At 69.8% G+C, this 16,486-nt stretch carries 17 protein-coding genes; 10 read left to right on the top strand and 7 right to left on the bottom strand.

The features are described from left to right. Nucleotides 1-50 precede the first annotated feature (50 nt). The 3 genes from sucD to JOB34_RS15835 form a co-directional block, all read right to left on the bottom strand. Nucleotides 51-944 (bottom strand): succinate--CoA ligase subunit alpha, encoded by an 894-nt coding sequence (sucD, locus tag JOB34_RS15845; RefSeq protein ID WP_208053603.1) that lies wholly within the window; start codon nucleotides 942-944, stop codon nucleotides 51-53. 26 nt (nucleotides 945-970) lie between these two features. Further along, nucleotides 971-2,155, bottom strand: a complete 1,185-nt coding sequence (gene sucC, locus JOB34_RS15840) for an ADP-forming succinate--CoA ligase subunit beta (protein ID WP_208053602.1) — start codon at nucleotides 2,153-2,155, stop codon at nucleotides 971-973. Between the two features lie 68 nt (nucleotides 2,156-2,223). Next, nucleotides 2,224-2,634, bottom strand: a complete 411-nt coding sequence (locus JOB34_RS15835) for a cobalamin B12-binding domain-containing protein (RefSeq protein ID WP_179479280.1) — start codon at nucleotides 2,632-2,634, stop codon at nucleotides 2,224-2,226. A gap of 330 nt (nucleotides 2,635-2,964) precedes the next feature. Here JOB34_RS15835 and JOB34_RS15830 point away from each other — a divergent pair, with 330 nt between their 5' ends. After that, entirely contained in the window at nucleotides 2,965-3,672 is a 708-nt protein-coding gene (locus JOB34_RS15830) for a M23 family metallopeptidase (protein ID WP_208053601.1), read from the top strand. On the opposite strand, the gene pcrA is transcribed toward JOB34_RS15830, so the two are convergent. Beyond that, complete coding sequence (gene pcrA, locus JOB34_RS15825; RefSeq protein ID WP_208053600.1) at nucleotides 3,673-6,087, bottom strand: DNA helicase PcrA; 2,415 nt, start codon at nucleotides 6,085-6,087, stop codon at nucleotides 3,673-3,675. Nucleotides 6,088-6,151: 64 nt separating this feature from the next. Here pcrA and JOB34_RS15820 point away from each other — a divergent pair, with 64 nt between their 5' ends. The 6 genes from JOB34_RS15820 to JOB34_RS15795 are packed head-to-tail and all read left to right on the top strand — an operon-like array spanning nucleotide 6,152 to nucleotide 11,195. Next, on the top strand, nucleotides 6,152-7,426 hold the full coding sequence (locus JOB34_RS15820; protein ID WP_208053599.1) for a carboxylate--amine ligase: 1,275 nt from the start codon (nucleotides 6,152-6,154) through the stop codon (nucleotides 7,424-7,426). Further along, nucleotides 7,423-8,181 carry an amino acid racemase gene (locus JOB34_RS15815; RefSeq protein ID WP_208053598.1) on the top strand — a complete coding sequence of 253 codons (759 nt, stop codon included), beginning with the start codon at nucleotides 7,423-7,425 and terminating at the stop codon, nucleotides 8,179-8,181. The genes JOB34_RS15820 and JOB34_RS15815 overlap by 4 nt, the downstream gene beginning before the upstream one ends. Beyond that, complete coding sequence (locus JOB34_RS15810) at nucleotides 8,178-8,702, top strand: GNAT family N-acetyltransferase (RefSeq protein WP_347813895.1); 525 nt, start codon at nucleotides 8,178-8,180, stop codon at nucleotides 8,700-8,702. Before JOB34_RS15815 ends, JOB34_RS15810 begins: the two co-directional genes overlap by 4 nt. After that, nucleotides 8,699-10,072 carry a serine hydrolase domain-containing protein gene (locus JOB34_RS15805; RefSeq protein ID WP_208053597.1) on the top strand — a complete coding sequence of 458 codons (1,374 nt, stop codon included), beginning with the start codon at nucleotides 8,699-8,701 and terminating at the stop codon, nucleotides 10,070-10,072. The genes JOB34_RS15810 and JOB34_RS15805 overlap by 4 nt, the downstream gene beginning before the upstream one ends. A gap of 9 nt (nucleotides 10,073-10,081) precedes the next feature. Further along, a complete protein-coding gene (locus JOB34_RS15800; protein ID WP_208053596.1) occupies nucleotides 10,082-10,717 on the top strand; it encodes a DedA family protein in 636 nt (211 codons plus the stop codon). A 19-nt stretch (nucleotides 10,718-10,736) separates the two neighbouring features. Beyond that, entirely contained in the window at nucleotides 10,737-11,195 is a 459-nt protein-coding gene (locus JOB34_RS15795) for an NUDIX domain-containing protein (RefSeq protein WP_208053604.1), read from the top strand. A 22-nt stretch (nucleotides 11,196-11,217) separates the two neighbouring features. On the opposite strand, the gene JOB34_RS15790 is transcribed toward JOB34_RS15795, so the two are convergent. Beyond that, on the bottom strand, nucleotides 11,218-12,600 hold the full coding sequence (locus JOB34_RS15790) for a hypothetical protein (RefSeq protein ID WP_208053595.1): 1,383 nt from the start codon (nucleotides 12,598-12,600) through the stop codon (nucleotides 11,218-11,220). 424 nt (nucleotides 12,601-13,024) lie between these two features. Here JOB34_RS15790 and JOB34_RS15785 point away from each other — a divergent pair, with 424 nt between their 5' ends. After that, the gene (locus JOB34_RS15785; protein WP_208053594.1) at nucleotides 13,025-13,339 is read left to right on the top strand and encodes a hypothetical protein; all 315 of its coding nucleotides are present in this window, start codon (nucleotides 13,025-13,027) and stop codon (nucleotides 13,337-13,339) included. Nucleotides 13,340-13,549: 210 nt separating this feature from the next. Beyond that, nucleotides 13,550-14,227: a 4a-hydroxytetrahydrobiopterin dehydratase gene (locus JOB34_RS15780; RefSeq protein WP_208053593.1), complete on the top strand. Its 678-nt coding sequence runs from the start codon at nucleotides 13,550-13,552 to the stop codon at nucleotides 14,225-14,227. A gap of 1 nt (nucleotide 14,228) precedes the next feature. On the opposite strand, the gene JOB34_RS15775 is transcribed toward JOB34_RS15780, so the two are convergent. Further along, nucleotides 14,229-14,630, bottom strand: coding sequence for a hypothetical protein (locus tag JOB34_RS15775; protein ID WP_208053592.1), 402 nt, complete (start codon nucleotides 14,628-14,630; stop codon nucleotides 14,229-14,231). Here JOB34_RS15775 and JOB34_RS15770 point away from each other — a divergent pair. Further along, nucleotides 14,605-14,817, top strand: a complete 213-nt coding sequence (locus JOB34_RS15770; RefSeq protein ID WP_208053591.1) for a hypothetical protein — start codon at nucleotides 14,605-14,607, stop codon at nucleotides 14,815-14,817. The two genes, JOB34_RS15775 and JOB34_RS15770, sit on opposite strands and share 26 nt — an antisense overlap. A gap of 121 nt (nucleotides 14,818-14,938) precedes the next feature. Here the strand turns inward: JOB34_RS15770 and JOB34_RS15765 are convergent, their stop codons facing one another. Next, the gene (locus JOB34_RS15765) at nucleotides 14,939-16,087 is read right to left on the bottom strand and encodes a glycosyltransferase family 4 protein (RefSeq protein WP_347813894.1); all 1,149 of its coding nucleotides are present in this window, start codon (nucleotides 16,085-16,087) and stop codon (nucleotides 14,939-14,941) included. Nucleotides 16,088-16,486 lie beyond the last annotated feature (399 nt).

Here is a 16,486-nt window from a genome sequence, read left to right as displayed (position 1 = left end):
CACCCCGCGGGGTGACCGGCCGACTGCATCCTCACAGTGCGTGAGTCGCTCTACTTGGCAAGGCCCTTCATGATCTCGCGCATCAGGTCGGCGGTCGCGGACGGCGTCTTGCCGACCTTCACGCCCGCTGCCTCGAGGGCCTCCTGCTTGGCGGCCGCGGTGCCGGACGATCCGGAGACGATGGCGCCGGCGTGGCCCATCGTCTTGCCCTCCGGTGCGGTGAAACCGGCCACGTAGCCGACGACCGGCTTGGTGACGTGGTCCTTGATATACGCCGCGGCGCGCTCCTCGGCGTCGCCGCCGATCTCGCCGATCATCACGATGGCGTCGGTCTCGTCGTCCTTCTCGAACGCCTCGAGGCAGTCGATGTGGGTGGTGCCGATGATCGGGTCGCCGCCGATGCCGACCGCGCTGGAGAAGCCGAACTCCCGCAGCTCGTACATCATCTGGTAGGTCAGCGTGCCCGACTTGGACACCAGACCGATGCGACCCGCCCCCGCGATGTCCGCGGGGATGATGCCGGCGTTGGACTTCCCGGGGCTGATGAGACCGGGGCAGTTCGGCCCGACGATGCGGGTGGTGCCCGACGCCACGGCGTGCGCGTAGAACTCCGCGGTGTCCTTCACGGCGATGCCCTCGGTGATCACGACGACCAGTGGCATGGCGGCGTCGATGGCCTCCACGACGGCGGCGCGCGCGAAGGCCGGCGGCACGAAGACGACCGACACGTCGGCGCCCGTCTCCTTCATCGCCTCGGCGACCGTGCCGAAGACCGGCACGCTCCCGCCACCGTCGAACTCGACCTGCTGACCCGCCTTGCGCGGGTTGACGCCGCCGACGATCGAGGTGCCCGAGGCCAGCATCCGGGTGGTGTGCTTCATGCCCTCGGAGCCGGTCATGCCCTGCACGACGACCTTGGAGTCGGCGTTCAAAAAGATTGCCATTACGAGTGTTCCGTCCTCTACGTCAGTCAGCGTGCGGCGAGCTCGGCGGCCTTGGCCGCGGCGCCGTCCATGGTCTCTTCGATGGTCACCAGCGGGTGGTTGCGGTCGGCCAGGATGCGCCGACCCTCCACCACGTTGTTGCCGTCGAGGCGTACGACGAGCGGCTTGGTGGCGCCGTCACCGAGGGTGTCGAGCGCGCCGACGATGCCGTTGGCGACCGCGTCGCACGCCGTGATGCCGCCGAATACGTTCACGAAGACGCTCTTGACCTGCGGGTCGCCCAGGATGATGCCGAGGCCGTTGGCCATCACCTCGGCCGACGCACCGCCACCGATGTCCAGGAAGTTCGCGGGCTTGGGGTGCGCGCCGGCGGGGTTGGTGACCTTCTCGCCGGCGTACGCCACGACGTCCAGGGTCGACATGACCAGGCCCGCGCCGTTGCCGATGATGCCGACGTCGCCGTCGAGCTTGACGTAGTTGAGGCCCTTCTCGTGCGCCTGCGCCTCGAGCGGGTCGGCAGCCGACCGGTCCTGCAGCGCCTGGTGGTCCGGGTGACGGAAATCGGCGTTGTCGTCGAGGGTCACCTTGCCGTCGAGGGCGACGATCGCGCCGTCGGCGGTCTGCACGAGCGGGTTGACCTCGACCAGCGTCGCGTCCTCGTCGCGGTAGACCTCCCACAGCTTCTGGAGCACGGGCGCCACCTTGGCGCCGGTCTCCTCGTCGAACCGGGCGGCGTGGACGATCTCGCGAGCCTTGGCCTCGTCGATGCCCACGATGGGGTCGACGGCGATTCGCGCGAGTGCGTCGGGCCGCTCGACGGCGAGCTGCTCGATCTCCATGCCGCCCTCGACCGAGCACATCGCCAGGTAGGTGCGGTTGGAGCGGTCCAACAGCACGGAGAAGTAGTACTCGTGCTCGATCTGGGCGCCCTGAGCGATCATCACGGTGCCCACGGTGTGGCCCTTGATGTCCATGCCGAGGATCTGCTCGGCGTACGTCGTGGCCTCGGCCGGCGTCTTCGCGACCTTCACGCCGCCGGCCTTGCCGCGCCCGCCGGTCTTGACCTGCGCCTTGACGACGGTGACTCCACCGCCACCGATCTCCTGGGCGACCTGCTCGGCCTGCGCCGCGTCGGTGATGGTTTTGCCCGCGAGCACCGGCACGCCGTGTGCCTCGAACATGTCGCGCGCCTGGAATTCGAACAGATCCACGTCTGAGCCGTCCTCAACGTCCTAGAAAATATGCCGCCTCGGACTGTATCCCCGCGCAGGGGTGGTGCTCAGGCGACCCCGACGTGCGCGCGCACCCAGCCGACGATCTCGCCGGTGGTGGCGCCGGGCGTGAAGACGGTGGCGACCCCGAGCTCCGCCAGCTGCGGGATGTCCTCCTCGGGGATGATCCCGCCGCCGAACACCACGATGTCCTGCGCGTCGCGGTCCTTCAGCAGGGCCGTCACCTTCGCGAAGAGCGTCATGTGCGCGCCGGAGAGCACGGACAGACCCACGGCGTCCGCGTCCTCCTGGATCGCGGCCTCCACGATCTGCTCCGGGGTCTGGTGCAGCCCGGTGTAGATGACTTCCATACCGGCGTCCCGCAGGGCCCGGGCGACGACTTTGGCTCCGCGGTCGTGTCCGTCGAGCCCGGGTTTGGCGACGACGATCCGCAGTGGGCGATCACTTGTGGTGGTCATCCGCGCAGCGTAGCGGCGCGCCCGCGTCGGGAGTGAGACGCATCTCACGACGGTTATCCACAGCCTCGATTTCAGGTCACGGAATGGTCACGATACGGTCAAGTGGCGTCTTGGCCGGACGATGTCCTGCGGCGCACGCCCGACTGGAGTGCAGCCCCGGGCCGTCGAATGAGGAAGTAGAAGAATGTGAGTCGTGCTGTCGGCCGGCATCGTGCAGGTGCCCCCTCGACCGCTGCCCCCTCCCCACGGACGGGAGCGCACCGCCACGCCTCGTCGCGGTTGGTCAGCCGGGTCACCCTTCCGTCCGCTGCTGCGATCACGGTCACCGTGGTGGCGGTCGGCGCCGCCGGCGCCTCGACGATCGACTCGGGCACGGCGCCCGCGATGTCGCTGGGTGACCGCGTCGCCGTCGCGGCGGCCACCTCACGAGCCACGGCCTCACAGCCCGGACCGGATCACGCCGATCTGCTGCGCGGTGCGCGACCGGTGTCGCGTTCCACCGTCCGCAGCACCCCTGCGCCGCCGAGCACGCCCAGCAGCAAGGCCGCTGCGAAGACGACCAAGCCGACGCCTCGGCGCACGGCCGCTCCCTCCAGGCTCGCTGCGAAGCGCGCCGCGAAGCCGGCCGCCAAGGCCCAGCCCGTGACCAGCCCGTGGACCTGCCCGATCGCCGGCTGCGGCGGCAGGTTCACCTCGCCGTTCGGCGGCCGCTGGGGCACGCAGCACCTGGGCGACGACTTCGCCACCCCGGTCGGCACCCCGCTGCACGCTCTGCACGACGCCACCGTGGTCGCGGTGGGCCCCTACGGCGGGATGGGCAACCGGGTCGAGCTCGACTTCGGTGACGGTGTCCACGCCGTCTACGCGCACATGTCCTACATCGCCGTCACTGTCGGCGAGCGCCTCTCGATGGGCGACGTGGTCGGCCGGACCGGCAACACCGGTCACTCCACCGGTCCGCACCTGCACCTGGAGATCCACCTGAACGGCACGCCGGTCGACCCGGCACCGTGGCTGAAGGCGCACCACATCTTCTAGTCACAACTTCGTCACGGGCGCGTAGCGCAGCAGGAGCCGCTTGACCCCGGTGTCCCCGCCGAAGTCGATGTGCGCCATCGAGCGCTCGCCCTGCCCCTCGACACGGATGACTGTGCCGAGCCCGAACGAGTCGTGGGTGACCCGGTCGCCGGCGTCCAGTGAGATGACCGGCCGGTTGCCGGGGCTTCGTACGCCCGGCCGTGCGGCCAGACGCGCCACCGCAGGCGTCGAGGACGGCCTGGTCGACGTCGTCTGCACCCGCGCCCATTCGATGAGGTGGCCGGGGATCTCGTCCAGGAAGCGCGACGGCGGGTTGTACTGCGGCGCACCCCAGGCCGAGCGCACCTCCGCCCGCGACAGGTGCAGTCGCTCGCGCGCCCGGGTGATGCCGACGTACGCCAGGCGGCGCTCCTCCTCCAACTCCTGCGGATCGCCGAGCGCGCGCAGGTGCGGGAAGGTGCCGTCCTCCATGCCGGTCAGGAAGACGACCGGGAACTCCAGACCCTTCGCAGTGTGGAGGGTCATCAGTGTGATGACGCCCTGGTCCTCGACGTCGTCGGGGATCTCGTCGCTGTCGGCGACCAGCGAGACCTGCTCGAGGAAGTCCTCCAGAGAGCCCTCCGGGTAGTTGTCGTCGAACTCCCTTCCGACGGCTACGAGTTCGGACAGGTTCTCGACGCGGGTCTCGTCCTGCGGGTCATGGCTGGCGCGCAACTCGGCGAGGTAGCCGGACCGGTCCAGGATCGCCTCGAGCAGCTCGCCGACCCCGCCGGCCGACTCATGGGTGGCCTGCAGACCCTCCAGCAGGCTGGTGAACGCCTGGATCGCGGTCACCGATCGGGTGGCGATCCCGGGCGCGTCCGCAGCCTGCCCGAGCGCAGCCACGAACGGGATGCGCTCGCGCTCGGCGAGTGCGCTCACGCACGCCTCGGCACGGTCGCCGATCCCCCGCTTGGGCACGTTGAGGATCCGGCGCAAATTGACCGTGTCGAGCGGGTTGGACACCACCCTCAGGTAGGCGAGCGCGTCCTTGACCTCGCGGCGTTCGTAGAAGCGGGTGCCGCCCACGATCTTGTAGGGCAGCCCGACGCGGACGAACACCTCCTCGATCGCTCTGGACTGGGCGTTGGTGCGGTAGAACACCGCGACGTCCTTGGGCTTGACGCCCTGCTCGTCCCCGAGCACGTCGATGGTGCGCGCGACGAACGCGGCCTCATCGTGCTCGGAGTCCGCGACGTACCCGACGATTGCGGCGCCGTCGCCGGTGCTGGTCCACAGGTTCTTCGGCCGGCGGTCGGGGTTCTTGGCGATCACCGAGTTGGCGGCCGCCAGGATGTTCTGGGTGGAGCGGTAGTTCTGCTCCAGCAGGATCGTGCGCGCGTCGGGGTAGTCCTGCTCGAACTCCACGATGTTGCGGATCGTCGCGCCCCGGAAGGCGTAGATCGACTGGTCGGCGTCGCCGACGACGCACAGCTGCGCGGGCGGGACCGAGCCCACCGCTTCGTCCGGAACCTCGTGTCCGACCAGCTCTTTCACGAGCGTGTACTGCGCGTGGTTGGTGTCCTGGTACTCATCGACCAGCACGTGCCGGAAGCGGCGCCGGTAGTGCTCCGCCACGTCCGGGAACGCCTGCAGGATGTTGACGGTCATCATGATGATGTCGTCGAAGTCCAGGGCGTTGGCCTGCCGCAGACGGCGCTGGTAGGACGCGTACGCCTCGGCCACCATGCGGTCCTGGTGACTGCCCTCGGCGACGCGGGCCGCGTAGGTCTCCTCGTCGACCAGTTCGTTCTTGAGGTTGCTGACCTGGTGGGTGAAGGAGCGCGGCGGGTAGCGCTTGATGTCCAGGTCGAGGTCGCGCAGCACGAGCGCCATCAGCCGCTGGCTGTCGGCGGCGTCGTAGATGGAGAACGTCGACTTCAGCCCGACCTTGGTGGCCTCCCGCCGCAGGATGCGCACGCACGCGGAGTGGAAGGTGGAGACCCACATCGCCCGGGCGGCCGGGCCGACGAGGGTCTCCACGCGCTCGCGCATCTCGGCGGCGGCCTTGTTGGTGAAGGTGATCGCGAGGATCTGCCCGGGCTGGGCGCCGCGCTCGGCCAGCAGGTAGCCGATCCGGTGGGCGAGCACCCGGGTCTTGCCCGATCCGGCGCCCGCCACGATCAGCAGCGGCGGCCCGTGGTGCAGGACGGCGTCGCGCTGCTGCGGGTTGAGTCCTTCGAGCAGTTGCTCGCCGCTCAGGCGGCCCGGCCCGGCGTTCGCGCCCGAGCCGGTCGGCGACAGGCTCGCCCAGGTGGGCACACCGCGTTCGTCGACGTCGCGCGAGCGCTCGTGAACGGTCGTGACGGGTGCCGTGGCGCCCGCTTGCGACGGGGACATTCCGGGCAGGGGGAGGTCGTCGAACAGGCTGCTCATCTCGCCGTTCAGGATACGTGCCTGCACCGACCGCCCCCCTTGGCCCGCGGTTAGGCTGCCGCCCATGCCGAAAACCCCTAGCGCGGCCGACCGGCTGCTCGCCGGTCAGGAGTTCGCACCCGTCGTCCTCGGTGGTGACCGGCTCGGCTACAGCCTGGCGCGGTCCTTCGACCTCGGCTACGGCTACCGCACGCTCGTGGTCTCCACGATGCTCGGCGGACCGGTCGCCCACAGCTCCCTCATCGATCACCACATCGTGCCGAGCCTGCAGGACCCGGAGGGGCTGGTCACCGAGTTGCGCGCGCTCGCGACCGGGATCGGGCCGGAGAAGAAGCTGCTGCTCGCGACGACCGACCACGTGGTGAGCGTGCTGGCGCGCATCAAGCACCGGCTGGAGGATCTCTATGTCATCCCGTACGCCGAGCCGGAGCTGATCGACCGCCTGAGCCGCAAGGAGAACTTCGCGGACCTGTGCGCCGAGCTGGACATCCCGCACCCGCAGACCGTGGTCTACGACGTCGGCGAGCGCCCCGACCTCACGCAGGCGATGGCGGCCCTCACCTTCCCGGTGATCGCCAAGCCCTCCAACGCCGAGGCCTACGCCGCGGTCACCTTCCCGGGCAAGAAGAAGGTGCACTCGGCCGCCGACGCCGCCGAGTTGCGGGCGCTGATCGACGCACTGCACGGCGCCGGCTACCGCGACAAGTTCATCCTGCAGGACGTCATCCCCGGCGACGACCAGGGCATGCGGCTGCTCACCTGCTACGTCGACAAGCAGGGTCAGGTGAAGTTCGCGGCGTACGGCCGGGTGCTGCTGGAGGAGCACTCCCCCGAGACGCTCGGCATCCCCGCGGCGATCCTCACCGGCACCGACCACGAGGCCGTGGCGCACGCGACCCGGCTGCTGGAGCACGTGGGCTGGCGCGGTTACGCCAACTTCGACATGAAGTTCGACCCGCGCACGGGGAGGACGGTCTTCTTCGAGCTCAACCCGCGGCTCGGCGGGACGTCGTTCTACATCACCGCGGCCGGTTTCAACACCGTGCAGCTCTACGTCGATGAATGGGTGCGCGGGCAGGACCTGTCCGACCGACCGATGCTCGAGGCGAGCCACGAGCACGTCTTCACCGCGATCCCGCTGCGGCTGCTGCAGCGCTACGTGACCGACCCTGCGGTGCGCCCCTCCTTCGACCGGGCCGTGAAGGCCGGTGAGGTGACCAACCCGTGGTTCTACAAGGCCGAGCGCCATCCGCGGCGCTGGGCATGGATCGCGGCCAACCAGGCCAACTACGTGCGCAAGTACCGCGAGCACTACCCCGAGCCGAAGGCCCTGGTATGACGGCGCTCCCGCCCGATCTGCGCGTCGACGCCGATCCGGCGTGGTCGCAGCCGGTGGTGGGCGTGATCGGCGGACTCGGGCCGGCCGCCACCGCGCTCTTCCTCAAACTGGTGGTGGACCTCACCCCGGCCGTTCGCGATCAGGACCACCTCGATCTGGTGGTGCTCGACCACAGCACGACGGTGGACCGGACGGCGTACATCCTCGACCCGGAGCACGCCACCGATCCCGGTCCCGGCCTGGCGCGCGACGCGACCCGGTTGGCCGCTCTCGGAGCGGCATTCGTGTCGATCCCGTGCAACACTGCGCACCATTTCGTCGACGAGATCACCGCCGCGAGCGGCCTGCCGGTGGTCGACGTGGTCGAGGAGACCGCCCGCACCGCCGCCGAGGCCGCGGGTGGGGCCGGCGTCGCCGTGCTCGCCACTGACGGCACCCGCGCTGCCGGGGTCTACCAGCGGGCGCTGCAGCGGCTCGGCGCCGACGTCGTGCTGCCGTCGGACGAGCAGCAGAAGCTGGTCATGTCCGTCATCTACGACGGGGTGAAGGCAGGCGGCCCGGTGGACGTCGAGGGGTTGCTCGGTGTGGTCGAGCAACTGCGCGCCGACGGTGCCGGTGTCGTGGTGATGGGCTGCACCGAGCTGTCCGTCGTCTACGACGACCAGGGGTGGCGCGAGCGCGCCGACATCGTGGACTCAGTCGAGACGTTGGCTCGCGCGACGGTGCTGCGCGCCGGCCGTACGCCGCGCCGGTGACTGAGCTCGTCCGGCCGACCGTCGAGCTCGCCGAGGCGTGGCGGGCGAGCGCGGGCGACTTCCCGGCTGGTGCCGTTCTGCACGGTTACGGGCTGCCGCCCGACCACGACGAGTTCCTTGCGCGCACCACCGATTCCGAGATCGTGCGGTACTTCGCGGACGCGGAAGGCGGTGTCGGGCTGCCCGACGGTTGGGTGCCGTGCACGACGTACTGGATCGTCGACGACTCCGCGCCCGACGTCGTCCTGGGGTCGCTCGCGCTGCGGCATCACATCGAGACGGACTTCCTGCGCGAGTTCGGAGGCCACATCGGCTACGGAGTGCGCCCGTCCGCCCGGGGCACCGGCGTCGCGTCCGCGGCCCTGCGCGCAGCACTGCTCCGGGCCGCCGCGCTCGGCATCGCGCGGGTCTTGCTGACCTGCGACGAGGACAACATCGCCTCGCGGCGCACCATCGAGGGCTGCGGGGGCGTTTTCGAGCGGATGGCCGGCGTCCGCCGCCGCTACTGGATCGCGACGTGAGCCTGCCCGACACCGTCCGCGACCTGCTGGACGCCGAACTCGTTGCCGCACAGGGATCGTCGCGGTGCCCTTCGATCGCGGCGGCGCTCTTCCGACAGGGCGACGTCGTCTGGTCGGGGGCCTGCGGCCGGGTCACCGGGCGCCCGGGCGGGGCGCTCGCGACGCCCGACACGGCGTACCGGATCGGCTCGATCACCAAGATTCTGACGGCCATCGGAGTGCTGCAGCAGGTGGCGGCCGGACGTGTCTCCCTGGACGACCCGGTCGGTCGAGTGCTGACCGAGCTGCCGCCCGAGATCGGCTCCGTCACGGCGCGAGCACTCCTCACCCACGGCTCAGGCCTGCTCGCCGAGCCCGTGGGTCCCTGGTGGGAACGCAGCCTGGGTCGCAGGTGGGAGCAGCTGGTCCCCCAACTGCGCCGCAACGATGACCTGATCGGCCGATTCCACTACTCCAACACCGGTTTCGCGATCCTCGGCGAATTGACAGCGCGGCTGGACGGTCGGTCGTGGTGGGACCGGGTGCGCGACGACATCCTCCTACCGCTGGACATGGACCGCACGACGTACGACGCCGGGCCGGGCTCCGCACCGGGCCTCGCCGTGCACCCGGACGCCGACCTGCTGCACGCCGAGCCCGCCCACGATAGCGGTGCCATGGCGCCCGCGGGTCAGCTGTGGTCCACGGTCGGCGATCTCGCGCGGCTCGGGATGTTCCTCGCCGACGGTGCACACGACGTGCTGGACGACACCGTGCGCCACCGGATGCAGGTGCCGGCGCTGGTCGACGACGTGCCGGGCCGATCGTGGTCGCGTGCCTACGGTTTCGGCCTCGACGTGATCGCCCGGGGCGCTGTGCGGTACGTCGGGCACGGCGGGTCGATGCCCGGGTTCGTAGGCGCCGTACGGGTGGATGCCCGACGGGGCGTCGGCATCGCCGTCCTCTGCAACTCCACGGCCGGCTTCGGCGACACACTGGCGACCTCGTTGCTCGACGTGGCCGACCAGGTGCCGTCGACGCAAGCGGCGGCGGCTCCGGCGACCCCTGCAGACACGGGTACGGCTGCCGAGGACATCGAGGGTCGCTGGTACTGGGGGCCACGGCCCTACCGCCTGCGAGCCCTGCGAGGCGGCGAGCTCGAGCTGGCGCCGGACGGCGGCGGGCGCGGGTCCCGGTTCGTGCCCAGCGGCCCGGACACCTGGACCGGGCTGGACGAGTACTTCGCCGGCGAGCGGCTGCGGGTGCTCCGCCGAGACGCGGGACCCTCGCACCCGCCGTACCTCGACCTCGGCACCTTCCGCTTCACCCGCGCCCCGTACGATCCGGACTGTGACATCCCCGGCGGCACCGACCCCGCCGGTTGGCACTGAGGGGCGCGCGTGCAGCACTGGCTGACGACCATCCCGCCCCTCGTGGTGCTGCTGCTGGTGGGACTCGTGGTCTTCGTCGAGAGCATCGGTGTGCCGTTCCCCGGCGAGATCGTGCTGGTCGCCGCCGCGCTGGCGGCCTCCCAGCACAAGATCTCCGCCGGACCGTTCGCGATCGCGCTCGCCGCCGTCCTGGGAGCTGCCATCGGCGACTCCATCGGCTACGGCCTGGGGCACCGCTACGGCGACCGGCTCTTCGGCTGGCTGGAACGCCGCTTCCCCAAACACGTCAACGCCGACGTGCTGGCCTATGCCGAGCACGTCTTCCAGCGGTACGGCGTGGTCGCGGTCTTCTTCGGCCGGTTCGTGGCGCTGCTGCGCATCTTCGCGGGCCCGTTGTCCGGGTCGCTGAGGATGCACTACACGCGCTTCCTGCCCGCCAACGTGCTGGGCGCGATCTGCTGGGCGGGCGGGACGGCGTACCTCGTCTACTACCTGGGGGCGGCGGCCGAGACGTACCTGAAGAACTTCTCCTACGCCGGCCTCGCCGTCGCCGTCTTCCTCGGCATCATCGCCTCGACGCTGCTGCGCCGCCGATTGGAGCGCAACGTGCAGGAGTACGCCGAGCTGCGCCGCGCCGCCGACTGACGCCCTGGCCGTGATCGAGATGTGCCTGATGCTGCTGCGGCGCGGCGAGGATCTGCTGCTCGGCGAGAAGCTGACCGGTTTCGGTGCGGGCCGGGTCGTCGCACCGGGCGGTCACGTGGAGCCCGGCGAGGCGCCCCTGGCCGCCGCCGTGCGCGAGACGCACGAGGAGACCGGACTCGCCGTCCACGACGCCACGCTGTGTGCCCGGCTCGAATTCACCTTCCCCGCCCGACGCGCATGGGACCTGCGGCTGGAGGTCTTCACCAGCACGACGCAGACCGGCACGCTCACTCCCAGCTCCGAGCTGGCCCCGTGGTGGTGCCCGGTGAGAGATCTGCCGCTGGACCGGATGTGGGACGACGACCGCTACTGGCTGGCGCGCGTCCTGGGCGGCGAACGTCTGCAGGGCAGGTTCGTCTACGCGCCCGACAACGAGACCGTGCAGCACGCCGACCTGAGGCCCCTCGATCCCGCCTGAGAACAGACTCCCGAGGCGGCGGTCAGGCTCGGCCGAAGATCACCTGCCCGGTGCTGTCGACCGCGGCGCAGAAGCTGGCCGTCGCGCAGGACACGGACCAGAGGTCTCCGCCGCTGGGGTCGATGCTGGTGGGTGCTGACCAGCTGGTCCCGTCGAAGGTGAGGACGTGCCCAGTGGAGTCGACAGCGGCGCAGAACGTGCTGCTGGGGCAGGACACCGAGCGCATCCCTTCGAGGCTGGGGTTGCTGGGGTGGGGGTCGATGCTCGTCGGCGCTGACCAGCTGGTCCCGTCGAAGGTGAACACGCTCCCGAAGAAGTCGACCGCCGCACAGAATCTGGTGGTGGGGCAGGACACCGACCTGAGGTTGCCGCCGTTGACGTCGATGAGTCGCCTGGCGGTCCAGGTGCTCCCGTTGAAGGCGACCACGTGGTCTGTCTCGTCGAGCGCGACGCAGAACGTCCTGATCGGGCACGACACCGACAGCAGTCCGGCGCCCTCGGGACTCGACGTGGCCTTCGGCGTTGTCCACGTGGTTCCGTTGTACGTGACGGTGTTGTCGTACTGATCGACCGCGATGCAGAACGTTGTAGTGGGGCAGGACACCGACTCCAGGTTGTCGTTGGTGTCCGTATCGATGGTCGCGGGTACGGACCAGGTGCTCCCGTTGTAGGTGACCGCGTGCCCGCGGAAGCTGACGGCGGCACAGAACGTGGGGGTGGGGCAGGACACCGACATCAAACCGCCGTCGGGGTCTACACGGGTGGGGGCGGTCCACGTGGTTCCGTCGTACGTCAGCGCATTGCCGTCGTCGTCGACGGCGGCACAGAACGTGCTGGTCGGGCAGGACACTGAGCGCATGGCGTACCCGCGCGGGAGGGACGGATCGACGATGGCGGTGGCGCTCCAGGTCAGGGCCGCTCGAGGCGTGTCTGTGGGAGCGGAGAAGTACCCGACGATGTCGAGAAGTAGGTCGGTCGACGTGGACGAGTGGACGGTCAACTGCCCTGTGCTGGAGAGTCCGAGAGTGGCGGAGTCGGCCATCGTCCCCCCGGCGGAGTAGTTGACCGTGGAGGTGGACGGGACGTCGGAGCCCGCGGGGTAGGCGCTGAGATATCCGCGAGCAGAGGGCGATACGGCGGCGAGGGTCACCTCGACCGCGGTCGCTCCGGTGACGGGCACTCCACCGCGTCCGGTGACCTGCACTGTCACCGTCTTACCTGCGGGCACCCGCGCCCTGGGCGCACCGAGGCCCGAGCGCGTGTCGACGATCCGCGTAGGCGACAGCGGCGCGTAATCGCTGGTCGTGGGTATCCAGCCGAGCACGTCGACGAGCAGCTCTGCGCGCGCCGAGGAGTACACGCGCAGTTGATAATCGGCCCCCGAGTCGACCTCCACGATCGCCATACCTGCGACGGTCTGCCCCGCCGAGTAATCCAAGATCGACGTGCCCGTCGACAGGGACCCTGCTGAGAATGCTGACACGTACCCGCTGCGGGCGGGGCCGACTGCGGTCACGTTGACGACGACCTCCGCCACACCAGAGGAAGGCACCCCTCCATGTCCTGCCACCGACACCGTGGCATCTGAGTCGGCTCCCGACTCACCCTGCGACCTGGTGTCGAGCAACCGCATGGGGGTCACTGCGTCGTACGCCGCTCCTATCGGGTACTAGCCGGTGACGTCCACCAGCAGGTGGGTGCTCGCCGAGGTGAACAACGACAATCCTCCGGCCGAGGACGGCTTCACGATCGCCTGGTTCGCGATCGTCTGGCCCTTCACGTAGTTCAGCGTCGACGTGGATGGCCGAGACGTTCCGAACGTGAACGTCGTGAGGAATCCGCTCCGGGCGGGGCCGACCGCGGTCACGTTCACCATGACCGCCGCCACACCGGATGCTGGCACCCCACCACGTCCCGTCACCGACACCGTGGTGGTCGACCCGGCCGCCGGCTCCCTCCCGGACCTGGTGTCCAGGATCCGGGCAGGCGTGAGGGGCACGAACCTGGGCGCCGATGACGCCGCTCCCGGCCGTATCGATCGACCCCTGGCCGCGGGCGATGCCTGGGCGGGAACCGCCCCCAGCACCGTCAGTGCCACAACGGTCATCGCACTCAGTGCCCAACGCACCATGCGGCTCACGTGACTACCCCGAAATATCAGCCCCGACGGCCCCCTCTTCGCGTGGCCTCGCCGGAGAGTACAAGGCCATGCTGGAAATGACGCAGTAACCGCGGTGGTCACTTTCCGACGTGCGTACCCGCGCGCTGTCGGCGGCCGGTGTCACAATCGCGAGCGCGACGGCACCTGCAGGGGAGCCCCGCACCATCACTCGATCGACAGAAGGTGACGGCCCGTGAGTGCGACCACTCCTGACCCGAAGCACACGCTGACGGAAGGGGAGGTGGAGCGTGAAGGCCTGCCCGACTGGCGGATGCTGATCGACCGGCTGCACGCCAGCTTCGACACCGGCGACTTCGCCACCGCGGTCGGGCTCGTGGACGCCATCGGACGGGTGGCCGAGGAGATGGACCACCATCCTGACCTCGACCTGACCTACGGCCGGCTCGACGTCCGGCTCATCAGTCACGACGTCGACGGGGTGACCTCGCGCGATGTGGCATTGGCCCGGGCCATCAGCGAATCGGTCCGGGCCGCGGGAGTCACCCCGCGCCCGGAACGCACCAGCGTGCTCGAACTCGCCCTGGATTCGGCCGACGAGGCCGAGATCAGGCCGTTCTGGGCGGCCCTGCTCGACTACGACACGGTGCAGGCCTGGGGCGAGATCCAGCTGCACGACGCCACCGGGCGTCGCGCGTCGATCTGGTTCCAGCCCACCGAAGCCCACGACGTGCCGCGCCAGCGCTGGCACCTCGACCTCCGCATACCGCCTGAGGTGGTGCACGACCGGATCGCCGCCGCCATCGAGGCGGGCGGCGAACTGGTCGACGACACCGCGGCGCCGGCGTTCTGGGTGCTCGCCGACCCGCAGGGCAACCGCGCGTGCCTCACCACCTGGCAGGGCCGCGAGTAGGTCAGCCGGTGACGCCCAGTGCGGTGGTCACCGGTGAGGGCGTGGGCGGCTGGCCGGGGTTCGCGGCTGACGAACAGTCGGTGTAGAGCTTTGGGTCGGGCGCGCTGTCCGGGCCCTCTTGATAGATCGCGTTGCTCAGGAGCGCGCCGTGCAGGGTGCCGCCGTTGACGGTGATGACCAGCCAGCCGAAGTCGGCGGGCCAACTCACCCGGACCGTCTTCGTCCGACCGGCATCGAGCCGGACGCTCGGCTCGGCGATGGTGGCGGGGCTGTCCTGCGCGGCAGACACGGCGAGCTGGTAGGTGCGGGTGCCGACACCCTCGGGGGCAGTGATGGTGACCCAGCTGGTGTGCTGCCGCAGTCGGATGTTGGTCGAGGTGCACGACGCCGCAGCCGCGGTCATCGGCACTGTCACCCGCGAAGACGACGACGAAACGGGCGACGGTGACGAAGTCGGCGACACTGTCGCGGGCGACGGGGTCGATGTCGAGGCCTGGCTGGTGCTGGCCACGACGATCCCGCCTGCGGCGGCGGTGACGCCCCCGAGTGCGGCGACCAAGAAACGTTGGCGAGTGCTGTACATGAGATGACCCCCTGGTGAGTGTGTCTGCGATCTCGTCGGAGACTCACGTAGGAAGACGCCCGACAGTGACGATCGGTTGTGAGCGATGCGCAAACGAGACCTGGATATGTCGATGCCGTCTTCGGCGGTCAGCGGGTGGCGATCTGCAGATCGCGGCGCCGGCGCTCCAGTCGTTGTGCTCGTCGGTACTCCGCGGTGACCAGTTCGACCACCGACGGCCAGGACTCGAGCGGCTGCTGCGCCGTGTTGTGCTCGGTGATCCGTCGCCGCAGCCGGTCGTCACTCACCAGGCGGACCAGCGCCTCGACCATCCCCAGGTCGTCGCCCGCGAGCAACCCGTTGACGCCGTGTGCGATGAACGTCGAGACCCCACTGCGACGCGGCGCCACGACCGGCAGCCCCGTCGTACGCGCCTCCAGGGCGGCGATCCCAAACGCCTCGAAGGTGGCTGGCGAGATGTAGACGTCCGAGGCGAGGTATCGCTCGCGCAGCTGCTCGCGAGTCATCCGACCCGGAGCGTGGAACCACTCCCCCGCATCGAGTTCGGCGGCCCGCCGCTCCAACCGGGGCCGCAGCTCGCCGTCGCCCAGGATCTCCAGGCGTACGTCGCGCTCCGGCACCCGCCGGCGTACCTCGTCCACCAGTTCCAGCAGGGCCAGCGGTCGCTTACGACGTGACAGGCGCATGGCCGAGATCATTCGGATCACCCCGTCGTCCTCACGAGTGCCGGGCGCCCAGTCGGATCCCTCGATACCGTTGGGCAGCAGGTGCACCGGGTACCCCGGACCCGCCATCCGCTGAATCGGCGCCGCAGCGACGGTGGACACTGCCGAAAGCGCCGCGCCTCGCGCGCCCCACCGACGGACGTACCCGGTGAGCCCGATCCAGTCCGCGGAGTGGCCGTGCACCGAGTGCCAGGTGACCGCGGTCGGCAGTCCGAGACCCTGCGTCACCCGCACGCAATCCATCGCGAACGGACTGACGACGCCCATGTGCGCATGTCCGACGTCGAAACGGCCCGACCGCAGCATGTGCCGCAGGGTGCGCGGCGCGAAGGGGTTGATCGGGAAGTCCTTCGGCAGCGTGATCGCGAGCCGGTGCACGGGGATCCCGTCCAGCCGGTCGGTACCGATGCGCAGGTGCGCGGGACCGATGGTCGCGGTGAAGACCTCCACCTCGTGGCCAGCCGCCTGCAGATGGCGCGCCAGGTCGTGCACCTGGACTTCGATCCCACCGAGTCGCGGGAGATAACAGTCCGACAGGAGAGCCACCTTCACGCCGCCCACGATCCCATGCGCCCGTCAACTGCCCGCTGATACCGATCCTCAAGTCGCGTTTCAACCGGTTTGCGGCGGGGTGTCGATGAACCCGGAATCCCCACCGTGGCGGAGGGAGATGTGGATATCAGATACTCGAATAATAAACATCTGCAGGCAGATTCGCCACATTTACTCTTGCTAACGGTATCGAACACGCGTACGATTCAAGGTAGATGGCAAGGGGTGCCGTCACCAGCGCAGGAGGGGCCATGGCGCAGTCGACGACCGACATCCATGGGCCTGCTGCGCCGGGTGCTGGCGCTCGGTTGATGTCGCTGCTCGGCGATTTCAGCAGCGCACTGAAGGAGTGGCCTGGTGCCCTGTGGCAACTGGACGAAGCGGCCCTGGGTGAGGTGG

This window comes from Allobranchiibius sp. GilTou38 (assembly GCF_017565325.1).
GTDB classification, from domain to species: domain Bacteria; phylum Actinomycetota; class Actinomycetes; order Actinomycetales; family Dermatophilaceae; genus Allobranchiibius; species Allobranchiibius huperziae.
Note: the sequence above shows the minus strand (reverse complement) of the source record. Positions and strands in the feature narration are given on the sequence as shown.